This is a genomic window from Pseudomonas sp. GM30 (assembly GCF_000282275.2).
In the GTDB taxonomy this organism is placed as follows: Bacteria; Pseudomonadota; Gammaproteobacteria; order Pseudomonadales; family Pseudomonadaceae; genus Aquipseudomonas.
The window spans coordinates 41,465-63,709 of the sequence record NZ_AKJP02000007.1 but is presented as its reverse complement, the minus strand read 5'-3'; the positions used below and the strand labels follow the sequence as shown (position 1 = coordinate 63,709).

Annotated in this window: 25 protein-coding genes; 11 read left to right on the top strand and 14 right to left on the bottom strand. The window is 61.1% G+C overall.

The window, feature by feature from the left end; all coding sequences use genetic code 11:
- Positions 1 to 50: 50 nt before the first annotated feature.
- Complete coding sequence (cysK, locus tag PMI25_RS05750) at positions 51 to 1,025, bottom strand: cysteine synthase A (protein WP_007969612.1); 975 nt, start codon at positions 1,023 to 1,025, stop codon at positions 51 to 53.
- A gap of 127 nt (positions 1,026 to 1,152) precedes the next feature.
- On the opposite strand from cysK, the gene PMI25_RS05745 reads away from it, so the two are divergent.
- From PMI25_RS05745 to PMI25_RS05735, 3 genes are all read left to right on the top strand, one after another.
- Positions 1,153 to 2,229, top strand: a complete 1,077-nt coding sequence (locus tag PMI25_RS05745) for a DUF748 domain-containing protein (protein ID WP_007969610.1) — start codon at positions 1,153 to 1,155, stop codon at positions 2,227 to 2,229.
- 228 nt (positions 2,230 to 2,457) lie between these two features.
- A complete protein-coding gene (locus tag PMI25_RS05740; protein WP_003222636.1) occupies positions 2,458 to 3,303 on the top strand; it encodes an AAA family ATPase in 846 nt (281 codons plus the stop codon).
- 10 nt (positions 3,304 to 3,313) lie between these two features.
- Entirely contained in the window at positions 3,314 to 4,492 is a 1,179-nt protein-coding gene (locus PMI25_RS05735) for a vWA domain-containing protein (protein ID WP_007969609.1), read from the top strand.
- A gap of 118 nt (positions 4,493 to 4,610) precedes the next feature.
- Here PMI25_RS05735 and PMI25_RS05730 read toward each other — a convergent pair whose 3' ends face one another.
- From PMI25_RS05730 to PMI25_RS05715, 4 genes are all read right to left on the bottom strand, one after another.
- Complete coding sequence (locus tag PMI25_RS05730) at positions 4,611 to 5,525, bottom strand: biotin-dependent carboxyltransferase family protein (RefSeq protein ID WP_007969608.1); 915 nt, start codon at positions 5,523 to 5,525, stop codon at positions 4,611 to 4,613.
- Positions 5,522 to 6,226, bottom strand: coding sequence for a 5-oxoprolinase subunit B family protein (locus PMI25_RS05725; protein ID WP_007969607.1), 705 nt, complete (start codon positions 6,224 to 6,226; stop codon positions 5,522 to 5,524). Before PMI25_RS05725 ends, PMI25_RS05730 begins: the two co-directional genes overlap by 4 nt.
- Entirely contained in the window at positions 6,223 to 6,975 is a 753-nt protein-coding gene (locus PMI25_RS05720; RefSeq protein ID WP_007969606.1) for a 5-oxoprolinase subunit PxpA, read from the bottom strand. The genes PMI25_RS05725 and PMI25_RS05720 overlap by 4 nt, the downstream gene beginning before the upstream one ends.
- A gap of 63 nt (positions 6,976 to 7,038) precedes the next feature.
- Positions 7,039 to 8,325: an MFS transporter gene (locus PMI25_RS05715; protein ID WP_007969604.1), complete on the bottom strand. Its 1,287-nt coding sequence runs from the start codon at positions 8,323 to 8,325 to the stop codon at positions 7,039 to 7,041.
- Between the two features lie 158 nt (positions 8,326 to 8,483).
- On the opposite strand from PMI25_RS05715, the gene PMI25_RS05710 reads away from it, so the two are divergent.
- Positions 8,484 to 9,398 carry a LysR family transcriptional regulator gene (locus PMI25_RS05710; protein ID WP_007969602.1) on the top strand — a complete coding sequence of 305 codons (915 nt, stop codon included), beginning with the start codon at positions 8,484 to 8,486 and terminating at the stop codon, positions 9,396 to 9,398.
- A gap of 143 nt (positions 9,399 to 9,541) precedes the next feature.
- On the opposite strand, the gene PMI25_RS05705 is transcribed toward PMI25_RS05710, so the two are convergent.
- From PMI25_RS05705 to PMI25_RS05695, 3 genes are read right to left on the bottom strand one after another with little or no spacing between them, the layout of a single operon-like run.
- Positions 9,542 to 10,084: a DUF2937 family protein gene (locus tag PMI25_RS05705; RefSeq protein ID WP_007969600.1), complete on the bottom strand. Its 543-nt coding sequence runs from the start codon at positions 10,082 to 10,084 to the stop codon at positions 9,542 to 9,544.
- A 14-nt stretch (positions 10,085 to 10,098) separates the two neighbouring features.
- Positions 10,099 to 10,875 carry a class II glutamine amidotransferase gene (locus PMI25_RS05700; RefSeq protein WP_007969599.1) on the bottom strand — a complete coding sequence of 259 codons (777 nt, stop codon included), beginning with the start codon at positions 10,873 to 10,875 and terminating at the stop codon, positions 10,099 to 10,101.
- 16 nt (positions 10,876 to 10,891) lie between these two features.
- Complete coding sequence (locus PMI25_RS05695) at positions 10,892 to 11,389, bottom strand: hypothetical protein (protein ID WP_007969598.1); 498 nt, start codon at positions 11,387 to 11,389, stop codon at positions 10,892 to 10,894.
- Positions 11,390 to 11,625: 236 nt separating this feature from the next.
- On the opposite strand from PMI25_RS05695, the gene PMI25_RS05690 reads away from it, so the two are divergent.
- On the top strand, positions 11,626 to 13,680 hold the full coding sequence (locus PMI25_RS05690) for a S9 family peptidase (RefSeq protein ID WP_007969597.1): 2,055 nt from the start codon (positions 11,626 to 11,628) through the stop codon (positions 13,678 to 13,680).
- A gap of 275 nt (positions 13,681 to 13,955) precedes the next feature.
- Positions 13,956 to 14,429, top strand: a complete 474-nt coding sequence (locus PMI25_RS05685) for a cyclic nucleotide-binding domain-containing protein (protein WP_007969596.1) — start codon at positions 13,956 to 13,958, stop codon at positions 14,427 to 14,429.
- Here the strand turns inward: PMI25_RS05685 and PMI25_RS05680 are convergent.
- Positions 14,426 to 14,710 (bottom strand): hypothetical protein, encoded by a 285-nt coding sequence (locus PMI25_RS05680; protein ID WP_024164429.1) that lies wholly within the window; start codon positions 14,708 to 14,710, stop codon positions 14,426 to 14,428. The genes PMI25_RS05685 and PMI25_RS05680 overlap by 4 nt on opposite strands.
- An 80-nt stretch (positions 14,711 to 14,790) precedes the next feature.
- Between PMI25_RS05680 and PMI25_RS05675 the strand changes: the two genes are divergently transcribed.
- From PMI25_RS05675 to PMI25_RS05660, 4 genes are all read left to right on the top strand, one after another.
- Complete coding sequence (locus tag PMI25_RS05675) at positions 14,791 to 15,477, top strand: spermidine synthase (protein WP_007963319.1); 687 nt, start codon at positions 14,791 to 14,793, stop codon at positions 15,475 to 15,477.
- 48 nt (positions 15,478 to 15,525) lie between these two features.
- Positions 15,526 to 15,897 (top strand): YajD family HNH nuclease, encoded by a 372-nt coding sequence (locus tag PMI25_RS05670; protein WP_003222612.1) that lies wholly within the window; start codon positions 15,526 to 15,528, stop codon positions 15,895 to 15,897.
- Between the two features lie 192 nt (positions 15,898 to 16,089).
- Positions 16,090 to 16,560, top strand: coding sequence for an RNA methyltransferase (locus PMI25_RS05665; protein ID WP_007911337.1), 471 nt, complete (start codon positions 16,090 to 16,092; stop codon positions 16,558 to 16,560).
- Positions 16,561 to 16,642: 82 nt separating this feature from the next.
- Complete coding sequence (locus tag PMI25_RS05660) at positions 16,643 to 17,020, top strand: YgaP family membrane protein (protein WP_007963314.1); 378 nt, start codon at positions 16,643 to 16,645, stop codon at positions 17,018 to 17,020.
- 77 nt (positions 17,021 to 17,097) lie between these two features.
- Here the strand turns inward: PMI25_RS05660 and PMI25_RS05655 are convergent, their stop codons facing one another.
- Together PMI25_RS05655 and PMI25_RS05650 are read right to left on the bottom strand one after the other, a co-directional pair.
- Complete coding sequence (locus PMI25_RS05655) at positions 17,098 to 18,327, bottom strand: hypothetical protein (RefSeq protein ID WP_007963312.1); 1,230 nt, start codon at positions 18,325 to 18,327, stop codon at positions 17,098 to 17,100.
- Between the two features lie 36 nt (positions 18,328 to 18,363).
- Positions 18,364 to 18,813, bottom strand: a complete 450-nt coding sequence (locus PMI25_RS05650; protein WP_007963311.1) for a YcgN family cysteine cluster protein — start codon at positions 18,811 to 18,813, stop codon at positions 18,364 to 18,366.
- 165 nt (positions 18,814 to 18,978) lie between these two features.
- Here PMI25_RS05650 and PMI25_RS05645 point away from each other — a divergent pair, with 165 nt between their 5' ends.
- Positions 18,979 to 19,572, top strand: coding sequence for a nitroreductase family protein (locus PMI25_RS05645; RefSeq protein ID WP_007963310.1), 594 nt, complete (start codon positions 18,979 to 18,981; stop codon positions 19,570 to 19,572).
- A gap of 81 nt (positions 19,573 to 19,653) precedes the next feature.
- On the opposite strand, the gene PMI25_RS05640 is transcribed toward PMI25_RS05645, so the two are convergent.
- The 3 genes from PMI25_RS05640 to rnd form a co-directional block, all read right to left on the bottom strand.
- Entirely contained in the window at positions 19,654 to 20,586 is a 933-nt protein-coding gene (locus PMI25_RS05640; protein ID WP_007963309.1) for a D-2-hydroxyacid dehydrogenase, read from the bottom strand.
- Between the two features lie 118 nt (positions 20,587 to 20,704).
- The gene (locus PMI25_RS05635) at positions 20,705 to 20,998 is read right to left on the bottom strand and encodes a YcgL domain-containing protein (RefSeq protein WP_007963308.1); all 294 of its coding nucleotides are present in this window, start codon (positions 20,996 to 20,998) and stop codon (positions 20,705 to 20,707) included.
- The gene (rnd, locus tag PMI25_RS05630; RefSeq protein WP_007963307.1) at positions 20,995 to 22,128 is read right to left on the bottom strand and encodes a ribonuclease D; all 1,134 of its coding nucleotides are present in this window, start codon (positions 22,126 to 22,128) and stop codon (positions 20,995 to 20,997) included. The genes PMI25_RS05635 and rnd overlap by 4 nt, the downstream gene beginning before the upstream one ends.
- Positions 22,129 to 22,245 lie beyond the last annotated feature (117 nt).

Here is a 22,245-nt window from a genome sequence, read left to right as displayed (position 1 = left end):
CATTTATTAGCATAACGATCCTGAACACCGGCTGATCTGAGTCAATTGGACTACTGCTGATTCTCCTGTTCGGTGAACAGATCGCTGAACAACATGCTCGACAAATAGCGCTCACCGGAGTCCGGCAGAATCACCACGATGGTCTTGCCCTGCATTTCCGGCTTCTCGGCCAGGCGCACCGCTACGGCCATGGCCGCGCCGCACGAGATACCGCACAAAATCCCTTCTTCCTGCATCAGGCGCAGCGCCATGGCCTTGGACTCGTCATCGGTGACCTGTTCCACGCGATCGACCATCGACAAATCGAGGTTCTTCGGCACGAAACCGGCGCCAATCCCCTGAATCTTGTGTGGGCTCGGCTTGATCTCTTCACCCGCCAGCGCCTGGCTGATCACCGGCGAAGACACCGGCTCCACCGCCACCGACAGGATCGGTTTGCCCTGGGTATTCTTGATATAGCGCGACACGCCGGTGATGGTGCCACCGGTTCCGACGCCGGCCACCAGCACATCCACCGCACCATCGGTGTCATTCCAGATTTCCGGACCGGTGGTTTTTTCATGAATCGCCGGGTTGGCCGGATTGTCGAACTGCGACGGCATAAAGTATTTGTCGGCGTCGCTGGCAACAATTTCGGCGGCCTTCTCGATCGCGCCTTTCATGCCCTTGGCCGGTTCGGTCAGAACCAGTTCCGCGCCCAGTGCTTTCAAGACTTTGCGCCGTTCGATGCTCATTGAGGCCGGCATGGTCAGCATCAATTTATAACCACGGGCCGCCGCAACGAAAGCCAGACCAATGCCGGTATTGCCGGAAGTCGGCTCGACAATGGTCATGCCCGGCTTGAGTTTGCCGCTGCTTTCGGCGTCCCAGATCATGTTCGCGCCGATCCGGCACTTGACCGAATAACCGGGGTTGCGCCCCTCGATCTTGGCCAGGATGGTCACGCCACGCGGCGCGATGCGGTTGATCTGCACCAGCGGCGTGTTGCCGATGGAATGGGCGTTGTCAGCAAAAATACGGCTCATGGCTGGGTCCTTATGCAGCGTTGAATTCAGCCTTTCAAGGTATGCCTGTTGCCGGGCGCAGTCCAGTCGGGTCGAACGTCTGCGCCGCGCCACAGTCAATCGCTTACATCGTCAGGGAATTTTTGCCATGAAGCGTCGCTATAGCTGGCCAATAGGGATCTTTGTCGTCGTCGTTGTGCTGCTGATCGCCCTGCACATTGCCCTGCCCTACGTGGTGCGCGATTACCTGAACGGCAAACTGGCCGACATGGGTGATTACCGCGGCCAGATCACCGATGTCGATCTGGCCTTGTGGCGCGGCGCCTACAAGATCAACGGGCTGAAAATCGTCAAGGTCGACGGCAAGGTGCCGGTGCCGTTCGTCAACGCACCCGTGATCGATCTGGCGGTCAGTTGGCACTCGCTGTGGTACGACCATGCCGTGGTGGCACAGGTGCAGTTCTTCAATCCCGAGATCAACTTCGTCGACGGCGGAGCCAACAAGCAGAATTCCCAGACCGGTAAAGGCACCGACTGGCGGGCGCAACTGGGCAAGTTGCTGCCGATCACCCTTGATGAAGTGCAGATCCATGACGGCAAGATCAGTTTCCGCAATTTCAACTCCAAGCCGCCGGTCAACATGAACGCCAGCAACGTCGATGCCAGCATCTACAACCTGACCAACGTGGTCGACAAACAGGGCAAGCGCGATGCCCGTTTCGAAGGCAAGGCCAAGCTGCTCGGCCACGCACCACTGGAAACCACGGCCACTTTCGATCCGCTGAGCAATTTCGAGGACTTCCAGTTCCGCCTGCGCGCCCGCGACATCGAACTCAAGAGCATGAACGACTTCGCCTCGGCCTACGGCAAGTTCGACTTCAACGCCGGGCATGGAGACGTAGTGATCGAAGCCCAGGCGAAAAAAGCCCAGGTCAGCGGCTACATCAAACCGCTTTTGCGCGATGTCGAGGTGTTCAACTGGCAGCAGGACGTGGAGAACAAGGACAAGAGCATCTTCCGCTCAGTCTGGGAGGCTATCGTCGGCGGCACGGAAACCGTACTGAAAAACCAGGCCAAAAACCAGTTCGCCACCAAGGTCGAACTCAGTGGCAACGTGCATCAGCAAAATATCAGTGCGTTCGAAGCGTTTTTGCAGATTTTGCGCAATGGCTTCATTCAGGCTTTCAATGCGCGGTATGAGCGGCCGAAGCCGGATGCGGGGTAGTTCTTGAAAATCCACGCTGCTTTGCAGCTATCGGGGATGAATCCCCTCGCCACAGGGGCGTTGTCTGGCGTCAGGCCGAAACTGAGTCAACATGTGACGCCCCATTCAGAGACTGAATAAGCCGTCTGCGTTCACAGTCGACCGGGCTGCGCGTTATAGTCGGGGCATCCGATTTTTTCGCCTCCGCCCTGCCCGTGCAGGTCGGCGTTACCGTTCGAGGATTAGCAGATGAAGTTCGAAGGCACCCAGGCCTACGTCGCCACCGATGACCTGAAGCTGGCGGTCAATGCCGCCATCACCCTGGAGCGGCCACTGCTGGTCAAGGGCGAACCGGGCACCGGCAAGACCATGCTCGCCGAGCAGCTAGCCGAATCGTTCGGCGCCAAGCTGATCACCTGGCACATCAAGTCCACCACCAAGGCTCATCAGGGCCTGTACGAGTACGATGCGGTCAGCCGTCTGCGCGACTCGCAACTGGGCAACGAAAAAGTCCACGACGTGCGCAACTACCTGAAGAAGGGCAAGTTGTGGGAGGCGTTCGAGTCCGAAGAACGCGTCATTCTGCTGATCGATGAAATCGACAAGGCCGACATCGAGTTCCCCAACGACTTGCTGCAAGAACTCGACAAGATGGAGTTCTACGTTTACGAGATCGACGAGACCATCAAGGCCAAGAAACGTCCGATCATCATCATTACCTCGAACAACGAGAAAGAGCTGCCGGACGCCTTCCTGCGCCGCTGCTTCTTTCACTACATCGCCTTCCCCGACCGCAGCACCCTGCAGAAAATCGTCGACGTGCACTACCCGGACATCAAGAAGGACCTGGTCAGCGAAGCGCTGGACGTGTTCTTCGACGTGCGCAAGGTGCCGGGCCTGAAGAAGAAGCCGTCGACCTCGGAACTGGTCGACTGGTTGAAGCTGCTGATGGCCGACAACATCGGCGAAGCAGTGCTGCGCGAGCGCGATCCGACCAAGGCCATTCCACCGCTGGCCGGTGCGCTGGTGAAGAACGAGCAGGACGTGCAGTTGCTTGAGCGCCTGGCGTTCATGAGCCGTCGCGGTTCTCGCTGAGGCTGATGCCATGTTGCTCAACCTGTTCAATGAAATGCGTGCAGCCAAGGTGCCAGTGTCGGTACGCGAGCTGCTCGACCTGATCAACGCGCTGAAACAGCGCGTGACCTTCGCCGACATGGACGAGTTCTACTACTTGTCGCGGGCGATTCTGGTCAAGGACGAACGGCATTTCGACAAGTTCGACCGTGCTTTCGGCGCCTACTTCAATGGCCTGGAAAAGCTCGACGATCACTTGCAGGCGCTGATTCCCGAAGACTGGTTGCGCAAGGAATTCGAGCGCTCGCTGACCGACGAGGAACGTGCACAAATCCAGTCCCTCGGCGGGCTGGACAAGCTGATCGAAGAGTTCAAGAAGCGTCTGGAAGAACAGAAAGAGCGCCACGCCGGCGGCAACAAATGGATCGGCACCGGCGGCACCAGCCCGTTCGGTTCCGGCGGCTTCAATCCGGAAGGCATTCGGGTCGGCGATGCCGGCAAGCGTCAGGGCAAAGCGGTCAAGGTCTGGGATCAGCGCGAGTACAAGAACCTCGACGATTCGGTGGAGCTGGGCACGCGCAACATCAAGGTCGCCCTGCGTCGTCTGCGTAAATTCGCCCGTCAGGGTGCGGCGGAAGAGCTGGACATCGACGGCACCATCGACCACACCGCCAAAGACGCCGGCCTGCTGAATATCCAGATGCGTCCGGAACGGCGCAACACGGTCAAGCTGTTGCTGCTGTTCGACATCGGCGGTTCGATGGACGCGCACGTGAAGATCTGCGAGGAGCTGTTCTCGGCCTGCAAGACCGAGTTCAAGCATCTGGAGTATTTCTACTTCCACAACTTCATTTATGAGTCGGTGTGGAAGAACAATCTGCGCCGCACGTCCGAGCGTTTCTCGACCCAGGATTTGCTGCACAAGTACGGCGCCGACTACAAAGTGATCTTCATCGGTGACGCCGCCATGGCGCCCTACGAAATCACCCAGGCCGGCGGCAGCGTCGAGCACTGGAACGAAGAGCCGGGTTACCTGTGGATGCAGCGCTTCATGGAGAAGTACAAGAAGCTCATCTGGATCAATCCGTATCCGAAGGACACGTGGGGCTACACCTCGTCGACCAATATCGTGCGCGATTTGATCGAGGACCAGATGTATCCGTTGACCCTGCGCGGGTTGGAAGAAGGGATGCGGTTTTTGTCCAAATAATCCAATGAGTGCGTGGCGAGGGAGCTTGCTCCCGCTGGACTGCGTAGCAGTCCCATACTTTTTTCAGATTAGAGGGGGCCGCTTCGCGTCCCAGCGGGAGCAAGCTCCCTCGCCACATCTAAAACCGCTGTAGATATTCGATGTGCTCCCGGTGCGCGACGTCCTGCACCACCGGCCGCAACCGCACCTGCGCCCCCGGCAGACACTGCGCCAGTCGCGCCAGCGCCAACGGCGTCAACGCTCCCAACCGTGGATAGCCGCCAATCGTCTGTCGATCATTGAGCAACACGATCGGCTGCCCATCCGGCGGCACCTGCACCGCCCCCAGCGGAATGCCCTCGGAAATCATCGGCCGGCCCTGATACTGCAACGCCTTGCCCAACAACCGAATACCCATGCGGTCGGCGCGACTGTCGAGCGTCCACGGACTGTTGAACACATCGAACAGACTCTGCCCGCTGAACTGGCCAATCTGTGCGCCGAGCACCAGATCCAGCGGCGTATTCAGGCGCAGATCAGGTCGATGCGCCAGCGGCACTTCACGCACCTGCAGAACCGCGCCGCGATAACTCAACGTCGCACCCTTGGTCAGCGGCAACCCCATGCCATCCAGCCCGCCAAGTTCTTCACGCACCACCGTGGCACTGCTGCCCAGCACCTGCGGCGCGTCGAAACCACCGGGCGCCGCCAGATAAGCCCGGGCCCCGAGCAGCGGTTGAGCGAACCTCAATGTCTGGCCCTTGCCCAGTTTGAAACTGCGCCACGGCGCCAGCGCCTGCCCGTCAATCTGCGCGCCGAGATCCGCCCCGGCCAGCGCCAGCAGGCAATCTTCCTGCGCCACCACGGCAAACCCGCCGAGGGTGATTTCGATCACCGGCGCATTTAATCCGTTACCCAATAACCAGTTGGCCCAGCTCATCGAGCACCAGTCCGCCGCGCCGCCCTGGGTCACGCCCAAATGGCGCACGCCGAAGCGCCCGGCGTCCTGCAACAGACACAGCGGCGTGCTCGCCTCAATCGTCAGTCGGCTCATGCCAGCGCCTCCAGTGGCGTGTCATCGCCGCCCAGGTTGATGAACTCGGCGTGGCTCACTGCTTCGAAGCGCACGGTGTCGCCGGGCTGCATCAGGCTGTAGCCGTCGCGATAACGGTCGAACAGTTTCGCCGGGGTGCGGCCGATCAGGTTCCAGCCGCCGGGGGACACCACCGGATAAGCGGCGGTCTGCCGTTCGGCGATGCCGACACTGCCGGCTGCGACTTTCTTGCGCGGGGTGTCCAGACGGGGCGCTGCCAGCACCTCCTCCACCAGCCCCATGAAGGCGAACCCCGGCGCAAAACCGAGGGCAAACACCTGGTATTCGCGAGCGCTGTGGCGGCGGATCACCTCCTCCACCGCCAACCCGCTGCGCTGCGCCAACAGGCTAAGTTCGGGGCCGACACTCAGGTCGTACCAGACCGGCAGCACATGGCACTGGCCGCTGGTTCGGGCATTCGGCGACAGGTCGATCAACGCTTCAGCGATCAATTCACGCGCCTGGCCCGGATTCAATAATGTCAGGTCGTAATGCACCATCAACGTGGTGTAAGACGGCACCAGATCGATCAACTGTGCACCGAACACCGCGCGCAAACGCTCACTGGCGGCAAGCATCCAAGGCATGTTTGCTTCGGCGATTTCATCGAACAGACGCAGCATCAGGCAGTCCAGGGCCACCACTTCAATCCGTGGGTTCATGGCGCACTCTGCTGATTCAGGGCCTCACGGATGCGCTGCACGGCGGCCACCGAACTGGCGTTGTCGCCATGTACGCACAAGGTGTTGGCCTGCAATTGCAATGCGCTGCCGTCGCTGGCCACGAGGTCGCCGCCACGGGCGATGGTCAGGGCTTGTTCGATGATTTTTTCCGGGTCGTGATGCACCGCGCCCGGCAGTTGTCGCGAAACCAGTTTGCCGGCGCTGTCGTAGGCACGGTCGGCGAAGGCTTCGAACCACAGGGTCACGCCGTATTCATCGCCGAGTTGCTGCGCCGCCGCATTGTCGCGAGTGGCCATCAGCATCAGCGGCAACGAGCGATCGTAAGCGGCGACAGCCTGAATCACCGCGCGCAACTGCGCCGGGTTGGCCATCATGTCGTTGTACATCGCGCCGTGAGGTTTGACGTAACTGACCCGCCCGCCCTGCGCCTTGCAGATGCCATCGAGGGCGCCAATCTGGTAATGCAGGATGTCTTGCAGCTCTTGCGCGGAATAAGCCATGGAACGCCGGCCGAAACCCACCAGATCCTGATAGGCCGGATGCGCACCGATCTGCACGCCGTGGCTCAGTGCCAGGCTGACGGTTTTGCGCATGATGCCTGGGTCGCCGGCGTGGAACCCGCAGGCGACGTTAGCGCAATCGATGAAGGGCATCACCTCGGCGTCCAGACCCATGGTCCAGTTGCCGAAACTCTCGCCGATATCACAATTCAATAGCAGGCGGCTCACGGTGAACACTCCTGTAGCTTCTTGTCTTTTTATCTGTAGGACGCTTGCCCGGCAGGTTATCAGTTACTGCGCATCCAGTTGCTTGCCACGGGTCTCCGGCAGGCTCAATGCGGCGAGGATCACCACGCCGTAGGACACCGCAGCAAACGCGCCGATACCCACACTCAACGGGACTTTCTGGCTGAGCAAACCAATCAACAGCGGAAACAATGCCGCCAGCGCCCGACCGATGTTGTAGCAGAAGCCCTGCCCTGAGCCACGAATCCGCGTCGGAAACAGCTCGGTGAGAAACGCGCCCATGCCGCTGAAAATCCCCGAGGCGAAGAAGCCCAGCGGAAAGCCCAACCACAGCATCACCCCGTTGCTGACCGGCATCTGCGTGTACAGCAGAACGATGGTGAACGAGCCGACCGCAAACAGGATGAAGTTCTTTTTCCGTCCCAGCAGATCGGTCAGATAGGCGCTGATCACATAGCCGACGTAGGAACCGACGATCACCATCGCCAGATACCCGCCAGTGCCCAGCACACTCAAGCCGCGTTCATTCTTCAGGAAGGTCGGCAGCCACGAGGTGATCGCGTAGTAACCGCCGAGCGCCCCGGTGGTCAGCAAGGAAGCGCGGAACGTGGTGAACAGCATCCCCGGGGCGAAGATCTCGTAGAACTTCGCCGGATTCTGCGGAGTTTGCGCAGCTTTGGCTTCACGGTAGATCTCCGGGTCTTTCACCAGACGCCGGACGAAGATCACGAAAATCGCCGGGACGATGCCGAGAATGAACAGCGCTCGCCAGGCATCTTCCGGTGGCAACACCGAGAACAGCAACGCATACAGAATCGCCGTCAGCCCCCACCCCAGCGCCCAGCCGGATTGCACCATGCCCACCGCTTTGCCGCGATCCTTGGCGCGGATCACTTCACCGATCAGCACCGCGCCGGCGGTCCATTCGCCGCCGAAACCGAAGCCCATCAGGGTGCGAGCGATTAGCAGCTGTTCGTAGTTCTGCGCGAAACCACAAAGAAACGTGAAGAAGGCGAACCACAGCACCGTCAGTTGCAGGGTGCGCACGCGGCCGATGCGGTCGGAGAGAATCCCCGCGACCCAGCCGCCGATGGCCGAGGCGATCAGGGTGCTGGTGTGAATCAGCCCGGCCTGTCCGGTGGTGATGCCCCACATGGCGATCAGGGTCGGCACCACGAAGCTGAGCATCTGCGTGTCCATGCCGTCCAGGCCATAGCCGATCTTGCAGCTCCAGAAGGTACGACGCTCTTGCTGATTGATGTTGCGATACCAGTCGAACGGGCCGGGGCGGGCCGTGCTCTTGGGGAGGTCGAGGGTGTCGGGCGCACGCATGGCAAGTCTCCGCAGGCTTTTATTGGTCTTGTTCGAAGTTCCGACGACGCCTATCGTGGGAACCGGATGCGCCGATTTTTCGTCGCCCGGCCCTGCTGCGTCCAACGAATAAAAACCCGCCTTAGGCATAAGAAAAATTTGTCACCCGAGCCGTTGCCATGAACCTGAAGTTTCTCGAGACCTTTGTCTGGGTCGCCCGGCTGAAGAGTTTTCGCCTGACCGCCGACAAGCTGTTCACCACCCAGGCGTCGATTTCCAGCCGCATCGCGGTGCTCGAAGGCGAGCTGGGGGTGAAGCTGTTTCTGCGTGATTCACGCGGCGTCAGCCTGACGCCCGAAGGCCTGAAAGTGCTGGATTATGCCGAGCAGATGCTCGATACGATGTCAGCCCTCAAGCAATCGATCGAGACCCGTTCGAGCAAGGTCGGCCGGGTGCGCATCGGTGTGATGGACACGGTGATCCACACCTGGCTCAGCCCGTTGGTGGCGCAGATGACCGATCTGTATCCACGGGTGGAAATCGAGCTGGTGGCGGATACCTCGCTGAACCTCTGCGATCAGCTGCAAAAAGGCTTTCTCGACATCGTTCTGCAAACCGATCTGGTGCGCCACGAAAGCGTGCGCAGTCTGGAGCTGGCCAGCCATCCGCTGGGCTGGATCGTCGCCAGCAACTCGATCTATAACCGCGACTACGCCGACCTCGCTGAACTGGCGCAGGAACGGATCATCACCTACTCGAAAAACTCCCGACCGCATCAGGATCTGCTGGCATTGATGCAGGCCAACGGTGTGCTGGCGCCGCGCCTGAACTGCGTGAATTCGGTGTCGGCGATTACCCGGTTGTTGCGCGATGGTTTTGGTATTGGCGTACTGCCGCCGGTGCTGGTGGCCGAGGAACTGGCGCGGGGTGAGCTGACCTTGCTCGACATCGAGCAACACCCGCCGAATCTGCAGGTGGTGGTGTCGTGGCGAGTCGGCGTGGAGTGGGTCGAGGAGATGGTGACGTTGTGTCAGCAGGTGCTGGAGGGGTATGCGCGCAAGGTGGGTGAAAAGTACATCACCCTCACTCAGTAATCACACCTGTGGTGAGGGGATTTATCCCCGATGGGCTGCGCAGCAGTCCTGAAACCTGAGCAATCAGGTTGATCTGACACACCATTGAGGGCCGCTTCGCGCCCCATCGGGGATAAATCCCCTCGCCACGGGGTTGGCCAGCCTTACAAGCCGCGCACGTCGCGGTCTTCTATCGGCCGGCTCTGGCGCAACCGCCGGCCGCCCAGCACTACCCAGTCGATCAGACGAATCAGGCACTCGATGCCGAACGACAGCAGCAACGCGCCGCTCATGCCCCAGATCATCGCTTCCGGGGTCAGCAGGATCTGGTAGCTGTAGCCGTTCCAGGTTTCTTTGCGGATGTCCGGGTCGGCGGCCAGCACCACTTGCAGGAAACGGATGTACCACGGGCCCTGCATCGCCTGGAACTGTTTATCCAGCGCTGTCTGGCGGTTGAGCAAGGTGCTCAGGCTGTCGGCATCGCTGCGAAATACCGGATCGTCACTGGCGCGGTAATGCGCGACCAGCGCCTGCAAATCGCCCTTGAAGAACTGCTCGGCAGTACCCTGAAAACCACGCAGACCGGTCTGCGCTTCGATCAGATGGGCTTCGACGCGTTTGGCGTAATCGTTGATGAAACCCGGCACCTGGACACCGATCAACAGGCCCGCCGCAAACAACACCAGCCGTAGATAACTGAGCAACATCGAGGAGAGATCCTTTATTCGGTCGTGCCCTGGCTGACGCATTCGCCGCGTCGCCACAGGCTCCATTGGCCCGGTTGGTAACGGGTCCAGGTTTCATTTTCGGTCAAAGGCTCGGTGGCGATCACCGTGACCACGTCGTTGGGCGTGGTTTCCGCCTGGAAATCGACGATCACATCGACATCCTTGAGCCGCGCCGGGCCGAACGGTGCGCGCCGGGTGATCTGTGCCAGTTTGGTCGAGCAATAGCAGAACAGCCAGTCGCCGTCGCTGAGCAGGCAGTTGAACACACCTTTGCTGCGATATTCGGCGCAGGCAGCGACCAGATCCGGCAGCAGCACTTCTATATCGACCGGTTCGGGGAAGGCTGCACGCACCCGATTGAGCAGATCGCAGAACGCTGCTTCGCTGTCGGTGTCGCCCACCGGGCGGTAGAAACTCTTGATCGGGGTGAAGTCGGCGAGCTGGCCGTTGTGCGCGAAACACCAGTTGCGCCCCCACAGTTCGCGGACGAACGGGTGGGTGTTGGACAGGCAGACCTTGCCGACGTTGGCCTGACGGATGTGGCCGATGACCACTTCGCTCTTGATCGGATAGCGCTGGACCAGGTTGGCGACTTCCGATTCGCTGCTCGCGGCCGGGTCCTGAAACAGACGCAAGCCGCGACCTTCATAGAAGGCGATACCCCAGCCGTCGCGGTGCGGGCCGGTACGCCCGCCGCGCTGCATCAGGCCGGTGAAGCTGAACACGATATCGGTCGGCACGTTGGCACTCATGCCCAGTAGTTCACACATGTGCGGACTCTCGTGGTTACAGACGCGGCTCGACGCGCATGCGCTGCGGATTGTTCGGCAAGGGCGGGCGACCGTAACGGTCATCACCGGCACCGCCAAACGGCTGATCGTCGTCGCGATCATCGGCACGCGCCGCAGCCTTGGCGGCTTCGGCCTGCTCGCGACGGGCGCGGGAGGCGCGTTCGATCGGGAAGCGGATCAAGACGAAAATCAGGTAGATGCCGAACGCAATCATGCCGTACATGAACAGATCGGAAATCGCCCGCCAGGCGTTATTGCCGACCTTGAAGGCCAAGTCCAGCGCGGTGATGGCGATCGACGGCGCAACCTTGGCTTTCACCGGGTCAATGATGGTCGGGCTGAACAGCAACACTGCCATCAGCACCCGCAGCGGCTCGCGCAGCCAGCGCCACATCCAGCGGGTCAGGCGCATCCATACCAACAGGCAGCCCACAGCAGCAAAGGCGTAGAGGCCCCAGGCGATCAGATAGTCGTTCTCGGTCATGGTGTCCATGGCAAGGCAGGCAAAGAGGCGCTTATAGTAACGACTTTTCGCCTGTCAGGCTTGTCCCAATGCCAGACGGCCAACAGCAAACCCTGTGGGAGCGAGCCTGCTCGCGAAAGCGTCGGGTCAGTGAAACAAATGTCATCTGACAGGACGCCTTCGCGAGCAAGCTCGCTCCCACAGGGAAGTACGATGGTTTAAAGCGCTGCGAAACCCCTATTCCGTATTTTGTCCGAGAGCCTTCCATGCCCGAATCCGCCCACGTCATCCGCGCCCCGATCGCCCGCAAGGCTGCCGGTGCCGACCCGTATGCCTGGCTGCAGGAACGCGACACCGACGCGGTGCTCGACTACCTCAAGGCTGAAAACGCCTATCAGGAAGCACAGACCGCCGATCAGGCCGGCCTGCGCGAAAGCCTGTTCGAGGAGATCAAGGGCCGGATCCTCGAAACCGACCTGTCCCTGCCCTCGCCCTGGGGCCCTTATCTGTATTACACCCGCACCACCGCTGGCGACGAATACGCTCGGCATTACCGCTGCCCGCGCCCGGCCGACGACAGCCTGACCCTCGACGAAAGCCGCGAGCAATTGCTGCTCGATCCCAACGTGCTGGCCAATGGCGGCTTCTTCTCGCTCGGCGCGTTCAGCATCAGCCCCGACCACCAGCGTTTGGCCTACAGCGTCGATGCCTCGGGCGACGAGATTTACACGCTGTTCGTCAAGGAACTGGCCAATGACAAGGTCAGCGAACTGGAGTTTCAGGACTGCGACGGCAGCATGACCTGGGCCAACGACAGCCTGACGCTGTTCTTTGGCGTGCTCGACGACACCCATCGCCCGCACAAACTGTATCGCTATCGCCTCGACGGCACCGCCGCCGAAGAGGTGTTCCACGAGCCGGACGGACGTTTCTTCCTGCATTGCTACCGTTCCAGTTCCGAGCAGCAATTGCTGCTGACCCTGGGCAGCAAGACCACCAGTGAAGTCTGGGCGCTGGACGCGCATCAGCCGCACCTGCCCTTCACTTGCATGGCGCCACGGGTCGAGGATCACGAATACGATGTCGATCACGGTGCGCTGGATGGCGTGTGGACCTGGTTCATCCGCACCAATCGCGACGGCATCAACTTCGCCCTGTATCAGGCGCAGGACACCGGTGTCGTGCCGAGCGAGGCCGACTGGCAGAACCTGATCCCGCACAGCGATACGGTGATGCTCGACGGCGTGACGCTGAACACCGCGGCCATGACCCTGAGCCTGCGCGAAGGCGGCTTGCCGGTCATCGAAGTTCACCCGCAAGGCCAGACGCCGTATCGCGTGCAACTGCCGGACGCGGCCTACAGCCTCTATGTGCAAAACAGCCTGGAGTTCGAGAGCGACCGCATCCGTCTGCGTTACGAGGCGCTGAATCGTCCGGCACAGGTGCGCCAATTGCTGCTGGCCAGCGGCGAACAAACCGTGCTGAAAGAAACTCCGGTGCTCGGCCCGTTCGACGCCGACGCTTATGTCAGCCAACGCCTGTGGGCCACGGCGCCGGACGGTACGCAGGTGCCGATCAGCCTGGTGATCAAACGCGAAATGGTCGGCAAACCGGTGCCGCTGTATCTGTACGGTTATGGCGCCTACGGTTCCAGCCTCGATCCGTGGTTCTCCCACGCGCGCCTGAGCCTGCTGGATCGCGGCATGGCCTTCGCCATCGCCCATGTGCGTGGGGGCGGTGAGCTGGGCGAGGCGTGGTATCGCGCTGGAAAACAGGAACACAAACACAACACCTTCAGCGACTTCATTGCCTGCGCCGAATTCCTGATCCTCAACGGCATCACCACCGCCGAGAAACTGGCGATCAGCGGCGGCAGTGCTGGCGGCTTGTTAATTGGTGCGGTGCTGAACCAGCGTCCGGATCTGTTCGGCGTGGCGATTGCCGAAGTACCGTTCGTCGACGTGCTCAACACCATGCTCGACCCGGACTTGCCGCTGACCGTCACCGAATACGACGAGTGGGGTAACCCTGAAGAGCCGGAGGTCTACGAGCGGATCAAGGCGTACGCGCCGTACGAAAACGTCACCGCGCAGAATTATCCGGCAACCCTGGTCATCGCCGGCTACAACGACAGTCGCGTGCAGTACTGGGAAGCGGCCAAGTGGGTGGCGAAACTGCGCGCGACCAAGACCGACGACAACCTGCTGCTGCTCAAGACCGAACTCGGTGCCGGACATGGCGGCATGAGCGGGCGTTATCAGGGATTACGTGACGTAGCACTCGAATATGCATTTGTGTTCAAGGTTTTGGGCCTGGCCTGAGGAACTCCGTCGGTCACTTGGGTCTTAACTCCAGACCCAAGAGGCCGATACACCACAGATCCCTGTAGGAGTGAGCCTGTGTGGTGAGGGGATTTATCCCCGATGGGTGGCAAAGCCGCCCCAGATCTGCAATGCGATTCTTTCAGGCAGACCGCATTGGCTGATTTGCGACTGCTGCACAGCCGATCGGGGATAAATCCCCTCACCACAGGCTCACTCCTATAAGGATCCGTGTAGTGCCTTGAAAATGTGAAAACAATAAAGACCGCAACGACATGTCAGAACCGACCTTACTGAACAACGAAATTCGCGACTGGCTGATGGACTGTGGCCTGTTCGATCAATTGCAACTGGCGGACTTCGCCGCGGCCTCGGGCTACTTCAGCATCAGCACCGTGGCTGAGGGCGAAGCGATCTTCCGTGAGGGTGATGCCGGCAGTTTCATGTGCATTCTCCACACCGGCCAGGTCGCGGTGCAGAAAACTGGCCCCGACGGCCAGGTCATCACCATGGCCACCCTGCGCAGCGGTCGGGCGTTCGGGGAAATGGCGGTGCTCGATGGTGAGCGCCGTTCGGCCACCTGCATCGCCGCGAGCAACTGCCAACTGCTGAACCTGGGCAAGGACTCGCTGGAAAAAATGCTCAACGACGCGCCGAAGATCGCCGCCAAGATCATCCGCGCCCTCGCCGTGTCCCTCTCCAAACGTCTGCGCATGGCCGACGGCCAACTGGCGGCGCAACAGGTTTAACCGCCGGGAGATTTGGTCTTGGTGCTGCCCGGTTCGATGCCCGGCACTGGTTGATCCTTGCTCGGCGGGCTGGGCATTTCGATCGGCACCAGCGGCGGGCTGCCACTGCCGGCACCGGCCTTCGGTGCGCTGATCGGGGTGATTTGCGGATACGGGGTCGGCGTGGCGGTTCCCGGCGAGCCGGGTTGCGGCGTCGGGCTGACCGGAATGGTCTGCTGCGCCTGCACTGCAGTAATCGAGAGCGCGGCCAGGGCAATGACCGTTAGAATGGTGCGCTTCATCAAGGGCTCCGTTTGGCCTTTAGTCTGCGCTCAGGCTACTCCCAACGGGCCTGCTTGCCTTCCCCCTTGTAGAGATTTCCATGAAACGTTTCGTTCTGCTCGACACCACGCCGATCCCTGACAACGGTGGCGCCCTGTGCCTGTTCGAGTATGGCGAGGATTTCGTCATCAAGATCCAGGGCGGCGAGGGCGGGCAATTGATGAACACGCGCATGCACGGTTCCGAAGATGCGCTGGCCGAAATCCCTTGCCGCAAGGTCGCCGGCCGGCCGAATTCACGGGTGCTGATCGGCGGTCTGGGCATGGGTTTCACCCTCGCCTCGGCGCTCAAGCATCTGGGCAAGAGCGCCGAAGTGGTGGTCGCCGAACTGGTGCCCGGCGTGGTCGAGTGGAATCGCGGGCCGCTCGGTGAAAAGTCCGGACGACCATTGCTCGACCCGCGCACAGTGATCCGTCAGGACGACGTGGCCAAGGTCCTGCAAAGCGAGCCGAACGGCTTCGACGCGATCATGCTCGACGTCGACAACGGCCCCGAAGGCCTGACCCAGAAAGCCAACAGCTGGCTGTACTCCGCCGCTGGCCTCAACGCCTGCGCCAAGGCCCTGCGGCCCAAAGGTGTGCTGGCGGTGTGGTCGGCCAGTGCTGACCGGCAGTTTTCCGACAAATTGAAGAAGGCCGGGTTCAAGGCCGAAGAAGTCCAGGTCTTCGCCCACGGCAACAAGGGCACCCGTCACACGATCTGGATTGCCGAGAAGCTCAAGGGCTGAGCTAAACTCTGCACATAACCGTCATTAGTCTTTTACAAAGGTGAACCCATGAGTTCGTCCACCCCGACCAACACGTCGAAGCTCGATCGCATCCTTGCCGACAACCAGCGCGACAAGGAAATGGGCTACCGCGACAAGGCCCTGAAAATGTACCCGCACGTCTGCGGCCGCTGCGCCCGTGAGTTTTCCGGCAAGCGCCTGAGCGAACTGACCGTGCACCACCGCGACCACAACCACGACAACAACCCGCAGGACGGCTCGAACTGGGAGCTGTTGTGCCTGTACTGCCACGACAACGAACACTCGCGCTACACCGACCAGCAATACTTCGGCGACGGTTCGCTGAGCACGCCGAAAATCGCCAAGGCCACGCATAACCCGTTTGCTGCCCTCGCCGGGTTGATGAAAAAAGAAGATTAAAGTTCTTCATTGGCCCGACTGGCCCCTTCGCGAGCAAGCTCGCTCCCACACTGGATCGGTGTCATACACAAAACCACTGTGGGAGCGAGCTTGCTCGCGAAGGCGGCCGTTCGGGCACCGCCAATCCTTGATCTGACCACAACCGCCCAATCCCCGTATAATCGCCCTCTTTTTCCCGAAGGCACCCCGCTCGTGGCAGACAAACGTTACAGCTGCATTGGTTTGTACAACCCCAAATCACCGGAGAACGTCGGTTCGGTGATGCGCGCCGCAGGCTGTTACGGCGTGGCGTCGGTGTTCTACACCGGCAAGCGCTATGAGCGCGCCGCCGATTTCGTCACCGACACCAAGCGTGTGCACTACGACATTCCGCTGATCGGCATCGACGACCTGAAGAAGATCCTCCCGCTCAACTGCGTACCGGTCGCCGTGGAACTGGTCGAGGGCGCCCGCCCGCTGCCGGAATACACCCACCCGGACCGTGCGCTATACATCTTCGGCCCGGAAGACGGTTCGCTGGATAAAGAGATCCGCGACTGGTGCGAAGACGTGGTGTACATCCCGACCACCGGCTGCATGAACCTCGCCGCCACGGTCAACGTCGTGCTCTACGACCGCATGGCCAAGGGCCTGAATACCCGCTCCGGGCCGAAATTCCGCTGAAACGTCGCACATCCGATGGAACGAGCCGGCCGCTGCGGCAGTCAGCTTATCTATCTATTGCACATTGCCTGGGAGACAGATCATGACCGAACTCAAACGTGTCCAACGTATCGAATCCACCCCGTTCCAGAGCCGCTCCGAGCAGAACGTCGAAGGCTGGGAGCGCATCGGTTCCCTGGCCGGTGGCGTGATCATGGTCGGCAAGGGCCTGCGCCGTGGCGGCGTGTTCGGTCTGATTCAGGTGGCAATTGGCGGCGTGGCGATGGCTCGGGGCATCACCGGGCATAGCTCGGTGAAAAGCTTGCTGGAAAAAAGCCGTCAAGACATCAACAACGTGCGGGCGAAGATCGAGCGTGCGGGGGAAGAACTGAGCCAGCTCAAGGCCAATGCCGAGGCGGCGACCAGCACCGCGACGGTGACCGGCAACGATTCGGTGAAATCGCCGAAAGCCGGGGTTTAAAAGCAAAAGATCGCAGCCTGCGGCAGTTCCTGCAGAGATTGGTGCAGGAGCTGCCGCAGGCTGCGATCTTTTGATCTTTACTGCAACAACGCGGTATCGAGGACTTTGGAAGACTCGCCCAGAACACTCTCGGCCAGTTGCACAAATTCCTTGGTACTCACCGTCCCCAGATGCATCGCCCCGCGCAACACATCATCCAGCGAACGTTTGTTGCGCGTCTTCAGACGAATCTCGCGATCCAGTTCCTGCAAGACAATTACCGCTTTCGCAAGCTGCGCAGAGCTGATCTGTTCGCCGCGCAAGGTCGTGACTTTCTGACTGTCCCGGGTCAATTTCACCTGCAACGCCTGATAGCGCTCATCGCTCATGCCCCCGGCACGCCGCAGCAGTTCGATCGCGTAATACTCGGCAAAGCCTTCGCTGATCCAGTCGCTGCGCTGCTCGTCGTTGATTCGCCCGAATACCTGCGCCAACTCACGCACCAGCGCACTGCTGCCGCTCTCGCTGACCAGCGGCAAACGCGTGTTCAGGTACATGGACTCATGCGCACCGAGGCTGCCGCGCCACATCGGGTCGTTGGCGCCGACGATCAGCAGTTTTTTCGGATGCCGGGGATAGACCGCTTGCACCTGCGGCCAGACGAATGTCAGCAATGTCAGCACATCCATGCGCCGCATGCCCTGCCCTTGCGGCGAAGCCACGGTGACTTCGGTTTCGCCCAGACGCGTGCGACGGCTGCCAAGGTGACCGGCGAGCATCCAGCCGGTCGGGCGGTCGAACAGGCGTGACGGGTTGTCGATGCGGAATTTGTTCTTGCCGATGCGCGGCCAGGCAGTTTCGACGCTTTGCCAGCCGTTTGGCAGTTCGAATTGCAGACGTGACACCAGTTCGACGCCATCCTGTTGATCGAGCCTGGCCGGCGGCACCAGATCATCACCACGCAGCAGCGCCCAGCTCGGGGTCATGCGTGTGTCGAAGCTGCCGCTCTTGCGGCCGTGGCTGATGGTGACGCGGTAGGTCAGGCTGGCCTTGTCACTGATTGGGCGCCAGACGCCCCGTGCGTTTTTGCCCGGGGTCAGCAGCCATTGGCCGTCGGCCTTGAAGTCGCTGTAGTGGCTGCCGTCGCCGAGGTCGAAATCGAGACTTCGCACCGCCTCGCCTTTGGCCAGGGTCAGGCGCACTTCGGCCTGATCACTTTGCGGCAACAGGCGCACGTGGTAATCCAGATCGACTTTCTTCGCCGCCCACACCGGTGCGCTTAGCGCCAGCAGGCCGATCAGCGATGCCCGCAGCAATCCCCCAGCCATACACACTCCTTGTTGAATCCTGGAAACCCTCGGTGTTTAACCGGCGCGAAAAATCAGGTGATCTTCCCAGTCATCCTCCGGCACGCTGCCTTCGGCGAGCATGCGCCCGGACTGGGAAATCCGTTCGTGGTGCACGGCGTCACGATCGCCGCACACCAGGTGGTGCCACAGCGGCAGATCCTTGCCTTCACTGACCAGACGATAACCGCAAGTCGGCGGCAGCCATTTGAATGCTTCGGCCTGGCCAGGAGTGAGCTGGATGCAGTCCGGGACAAACTTGATGCGGTTCGGGTAATCGCTGCACTGGCAGGTTTTCAGGTCCAACAGTTTGCAGGCGATGCGCGTGTAATAGACGCTGTTGTCTTCTTCATCTTCGAGTTTCTGCAGGCAGCACAGACCGCAGCCGTCGCACAGCGATTCCCATTCCTCGTGATCCAGTTGCTCGAGGGTTTTACGTTTCCAGAACGGTTCGACTTTGGCGGCCATGGCTCAAGCATCAACATCAGGTGGTGAAAAGGCCGCCAGTCTAGTGCCCAAGGCCTTGCGGGCCAAGCGCTGGCGACTGTCGGTAAATCGCGCTTGTCAGCCGAATCGCCGCCCAGTAGGGTTTTGCCACGAATTCATGACGCAAACACAGCAAGGAATCTTTCGATGAGTGCCAACCCTCGCGTTGCCGATTACGCCATTCACCCGCAGTTCACCGATCGCTGGTCGCCCCGCGCCTTCACCGACGAAGCGATCCCGGAAGAAACCCTGCTGAGTTTTTTCGAAGCCGCACGCTGGGCGCCTTCGGCCTACAACTCGCAGCCGTGGCGTTTTCTCTATGCGCGTCGCGATACGCCGAACTGGCAGCGCTTCCTGGGTCTACTGAACGAGTTCAACCGCAGCTGGGCGCAACACGCGTCGGCGCTGGTGATCGTGATGTCGAAAACCACCTTCACCGCCCCCGGTGCCAGCGAAGAGTCCCCGGCGTTGTGGCACACCTTCGACACCGGTTCGGCCTGGGGCCACCTGGCGCTGCAAGCGAGCATCAGCGGCTGGCACACCCACGGCATGGCCGGTTTCGATCAGGAGCTGACCCGCAAGGAGCTGAACATTCCTGAAGGTTATGCGCTGCATGCGGCGGTCGCTGTTGGCAAGCTGGGTGACAAGGCGACCCTGGCCGAGTACCTGCAGGCCCGTGAAGAACCGAGCCCGCGTCGTCCGCTGAGCGAGCTGGCGGCTGAAGGCAGCTTCACCCTTTAAACGCAAAAGATCGCAGCCTTCGGCAGCTCCTACATTGATCCCTGTAGGAGCTGCCGAAGGCTGCGATCTTTTAATTACACCTCAGTAACCGCGGTTGAAATCCACTTCCCCGCGCAACGCCTCTCCCGCCTGATACGCCTTCAGGTTGTCGACAAACAACTGCACCATCAGCGCCGGCGACGTCGGTGCCGAGCTGTGCCCGGTCAGCAACAAGCCCCAGGCAGTCCAAAACGGATGGCGTTGCGGCAACGGCTCCTGACGGCAAACGTCGATCACCGCACCGGCCAGATGCCCTTCCTTCAAGGCTTCGACCAGATCCGCATCAACCACCGCCACGCCGCGCCCAACGTTGATGAACAAACCGGTCGGTTTGAATTGCTTGAACAGCGCCGCGTCGTAAATGTCGTGGGTGTGTTCGGTATTCGGCAGCAGATTGACCACGTAATCGACCTCCCCCACCAGTCGCGGCAGATCGGCCATCGAGCCGACTTCGACGAACGGCGCCTGCTCGCGCGCGCTGCTGGCGATGCCGTACAACTCGACGCCGAACGGCAACAGGAACTGCGCCACGCTCTGGCCGATATCGCCGGTGCCGACGATCAGCACCTTGCGCCCGACCAGACTCTGGCCGGTGCGGTTGTCCCATTTGCGCTCGACCTGGCTGACCAGCCGCGCCAGCACTTCCCGCTCGTGACCGAGCATGTAGGTCAGCACGTATTCGGCCATCACCTGACCGAAGATCCCCACCGCGCGGGTCAGGCGGTAATCGCGGCGCAAGCCGTCGGCGAGCAGCGGCGTGATGCCGGCCCAGGTCGATTGCAACCATTGCGGCTGATGGCCCTGACGCAGCAGGGTCGCCAGCAGATCCGGCTGCCCCAGCCACACCGGGCAATCGGCCGCCTGACGGGCCAGCTCGGCAGAGTCGCCACTGGTCAGTACTTCAAGTTCGGGGGCCGCCTGACGCAGCAGCCGGGCGTACACCGCGTGGTCGTGTTCAGCAATCAGAACGCGCATCTTCAAACCTTTCGCAAACCGTGCAGGCAACCGCCGAAAGAGCCGTGCTCCTTCGTGGCGGTCGTCGCCGTAAAATCAGTTCCAGGGTGGCAAGAGGCCCAGAACAGGGCCTCGCAGATCAGACCGGGTCGTTGCGTCGCAGCAATTCTTCGGGCAGGTGTTCGATGTACTCGTCCTCGGCCGGTGGCATCTGCAGGTGGTAGCCCTGCTTGTCGAGGTTTTCCAGGACCACGACGATGTCCTCGCTGGCCAGCTTGCGCTCAGGCGACAGCACCAGATCGAACGAATGTTTCGGCTTGCCGAAAGCAGCCATCAGTGCCTCGGGTACGCGCTCAAGCGCATCGCTCTTGAGCACATAAAGGTACATTCCGCTTCGCTTGGAGCTTTGGTAAATGGAGCAAATACGTTTCAAGGCTGTTCTCCGGCGGTGGCCAGGCTGTCGAGCAGCTTCTGGCCCATGAGTTCGCGGCGCCAGCCACGCAGCGACTCAGGCAATTGATATGGGCCCTCGGGGAAGCCGCTTTTGACCAGCGCTTCGAGGGTTTTCTTGCGCAGCATCAGTTCCGGTGCGATACCCAGACGCTCGGCTTCGACTTGGCCGAGGGCGCGCAGTTGCTTGATCAGCGCCGCCGCTTCGACCGGCAATGGTTCCGGCACCGCCGGCGGCCATTGATCAGGCCCCACACTGCCAGAGCGCTTGATCAGATCAAGCAGAAATTGGCCGTCCTGACGCACGGTACGCGGGTGCATGTCTTCGATCTTGCCCAGCGCGGCGAGGTTGTCCGGTTGCGTGCGGGCCAGCGGCCACAGCGAGTGTTCACGGACGATGCGGTTGCGCGGCAGATCACGGGCACGCGCTTCTTTTTCACGCCAGGCGCACAGCTCACGCAGCACCGCCAGTTGCGCGCGGGACAGTTTCCACGCCAGTTTGGCTTCGCGATAGACCTCGTACGGGTCGGTCTCGCGGCGCAGGTTGGCCACCAGTTCGGCGCCGTCCTCAAGCACCCAGGCGAATTTGTCGTCAGACAGTTTCGGCCCCAGCTGTACGAAAACTTCCGCCAGATGCACCGCGTCTTCGGCGGCGTAGCTGATTTGTGTGTCGGAAAGTGGACGCTGCAACCAGTCGGAACGGGTTTCGCCCTTCGGCAGCTCGATACCGAGTACTTCCTGCACCAGTCGCGAATAGCCCATCGAGAACCCGAGGTTCAGGTAGGCCGCTGCCAATTGTGTGTCGAACAGTGGCGCCGGCAGGCTGCCGGTCAGACGCAGCAACACTTCGAGGTCTTCGCTGCAGGCATGCAGGACTTTGAGCACCGCCGGGTTTTCCAGCAACGCCGCCAGCGGTTGCCAGGCGTCGATGGTCAGCGGATCGATCAGGTAGGCGCGTTTGCCGTCACCGACCTGCAGCAAACCGGCAATCGGGTAGAAGGTGTCGACCCGCATGAATTCGGTGTCGAGGGCAACGAACGGCAGTTGCTGCCACTCGGCGCAAAACTGCGCGAGGCTTTCGTTGTCGCGAATCCAGTGAATATCGATGGCCACACGGCTCTCCCTTGAAGAATGGCGCGCAGTATATATCGCCGCCGGCGTTTTACGCGCCTGCGCTGGGCCAGAGCTGTAACGAAATGTCCTGCCAGAGAGAAAGAATAGTCTTACAGC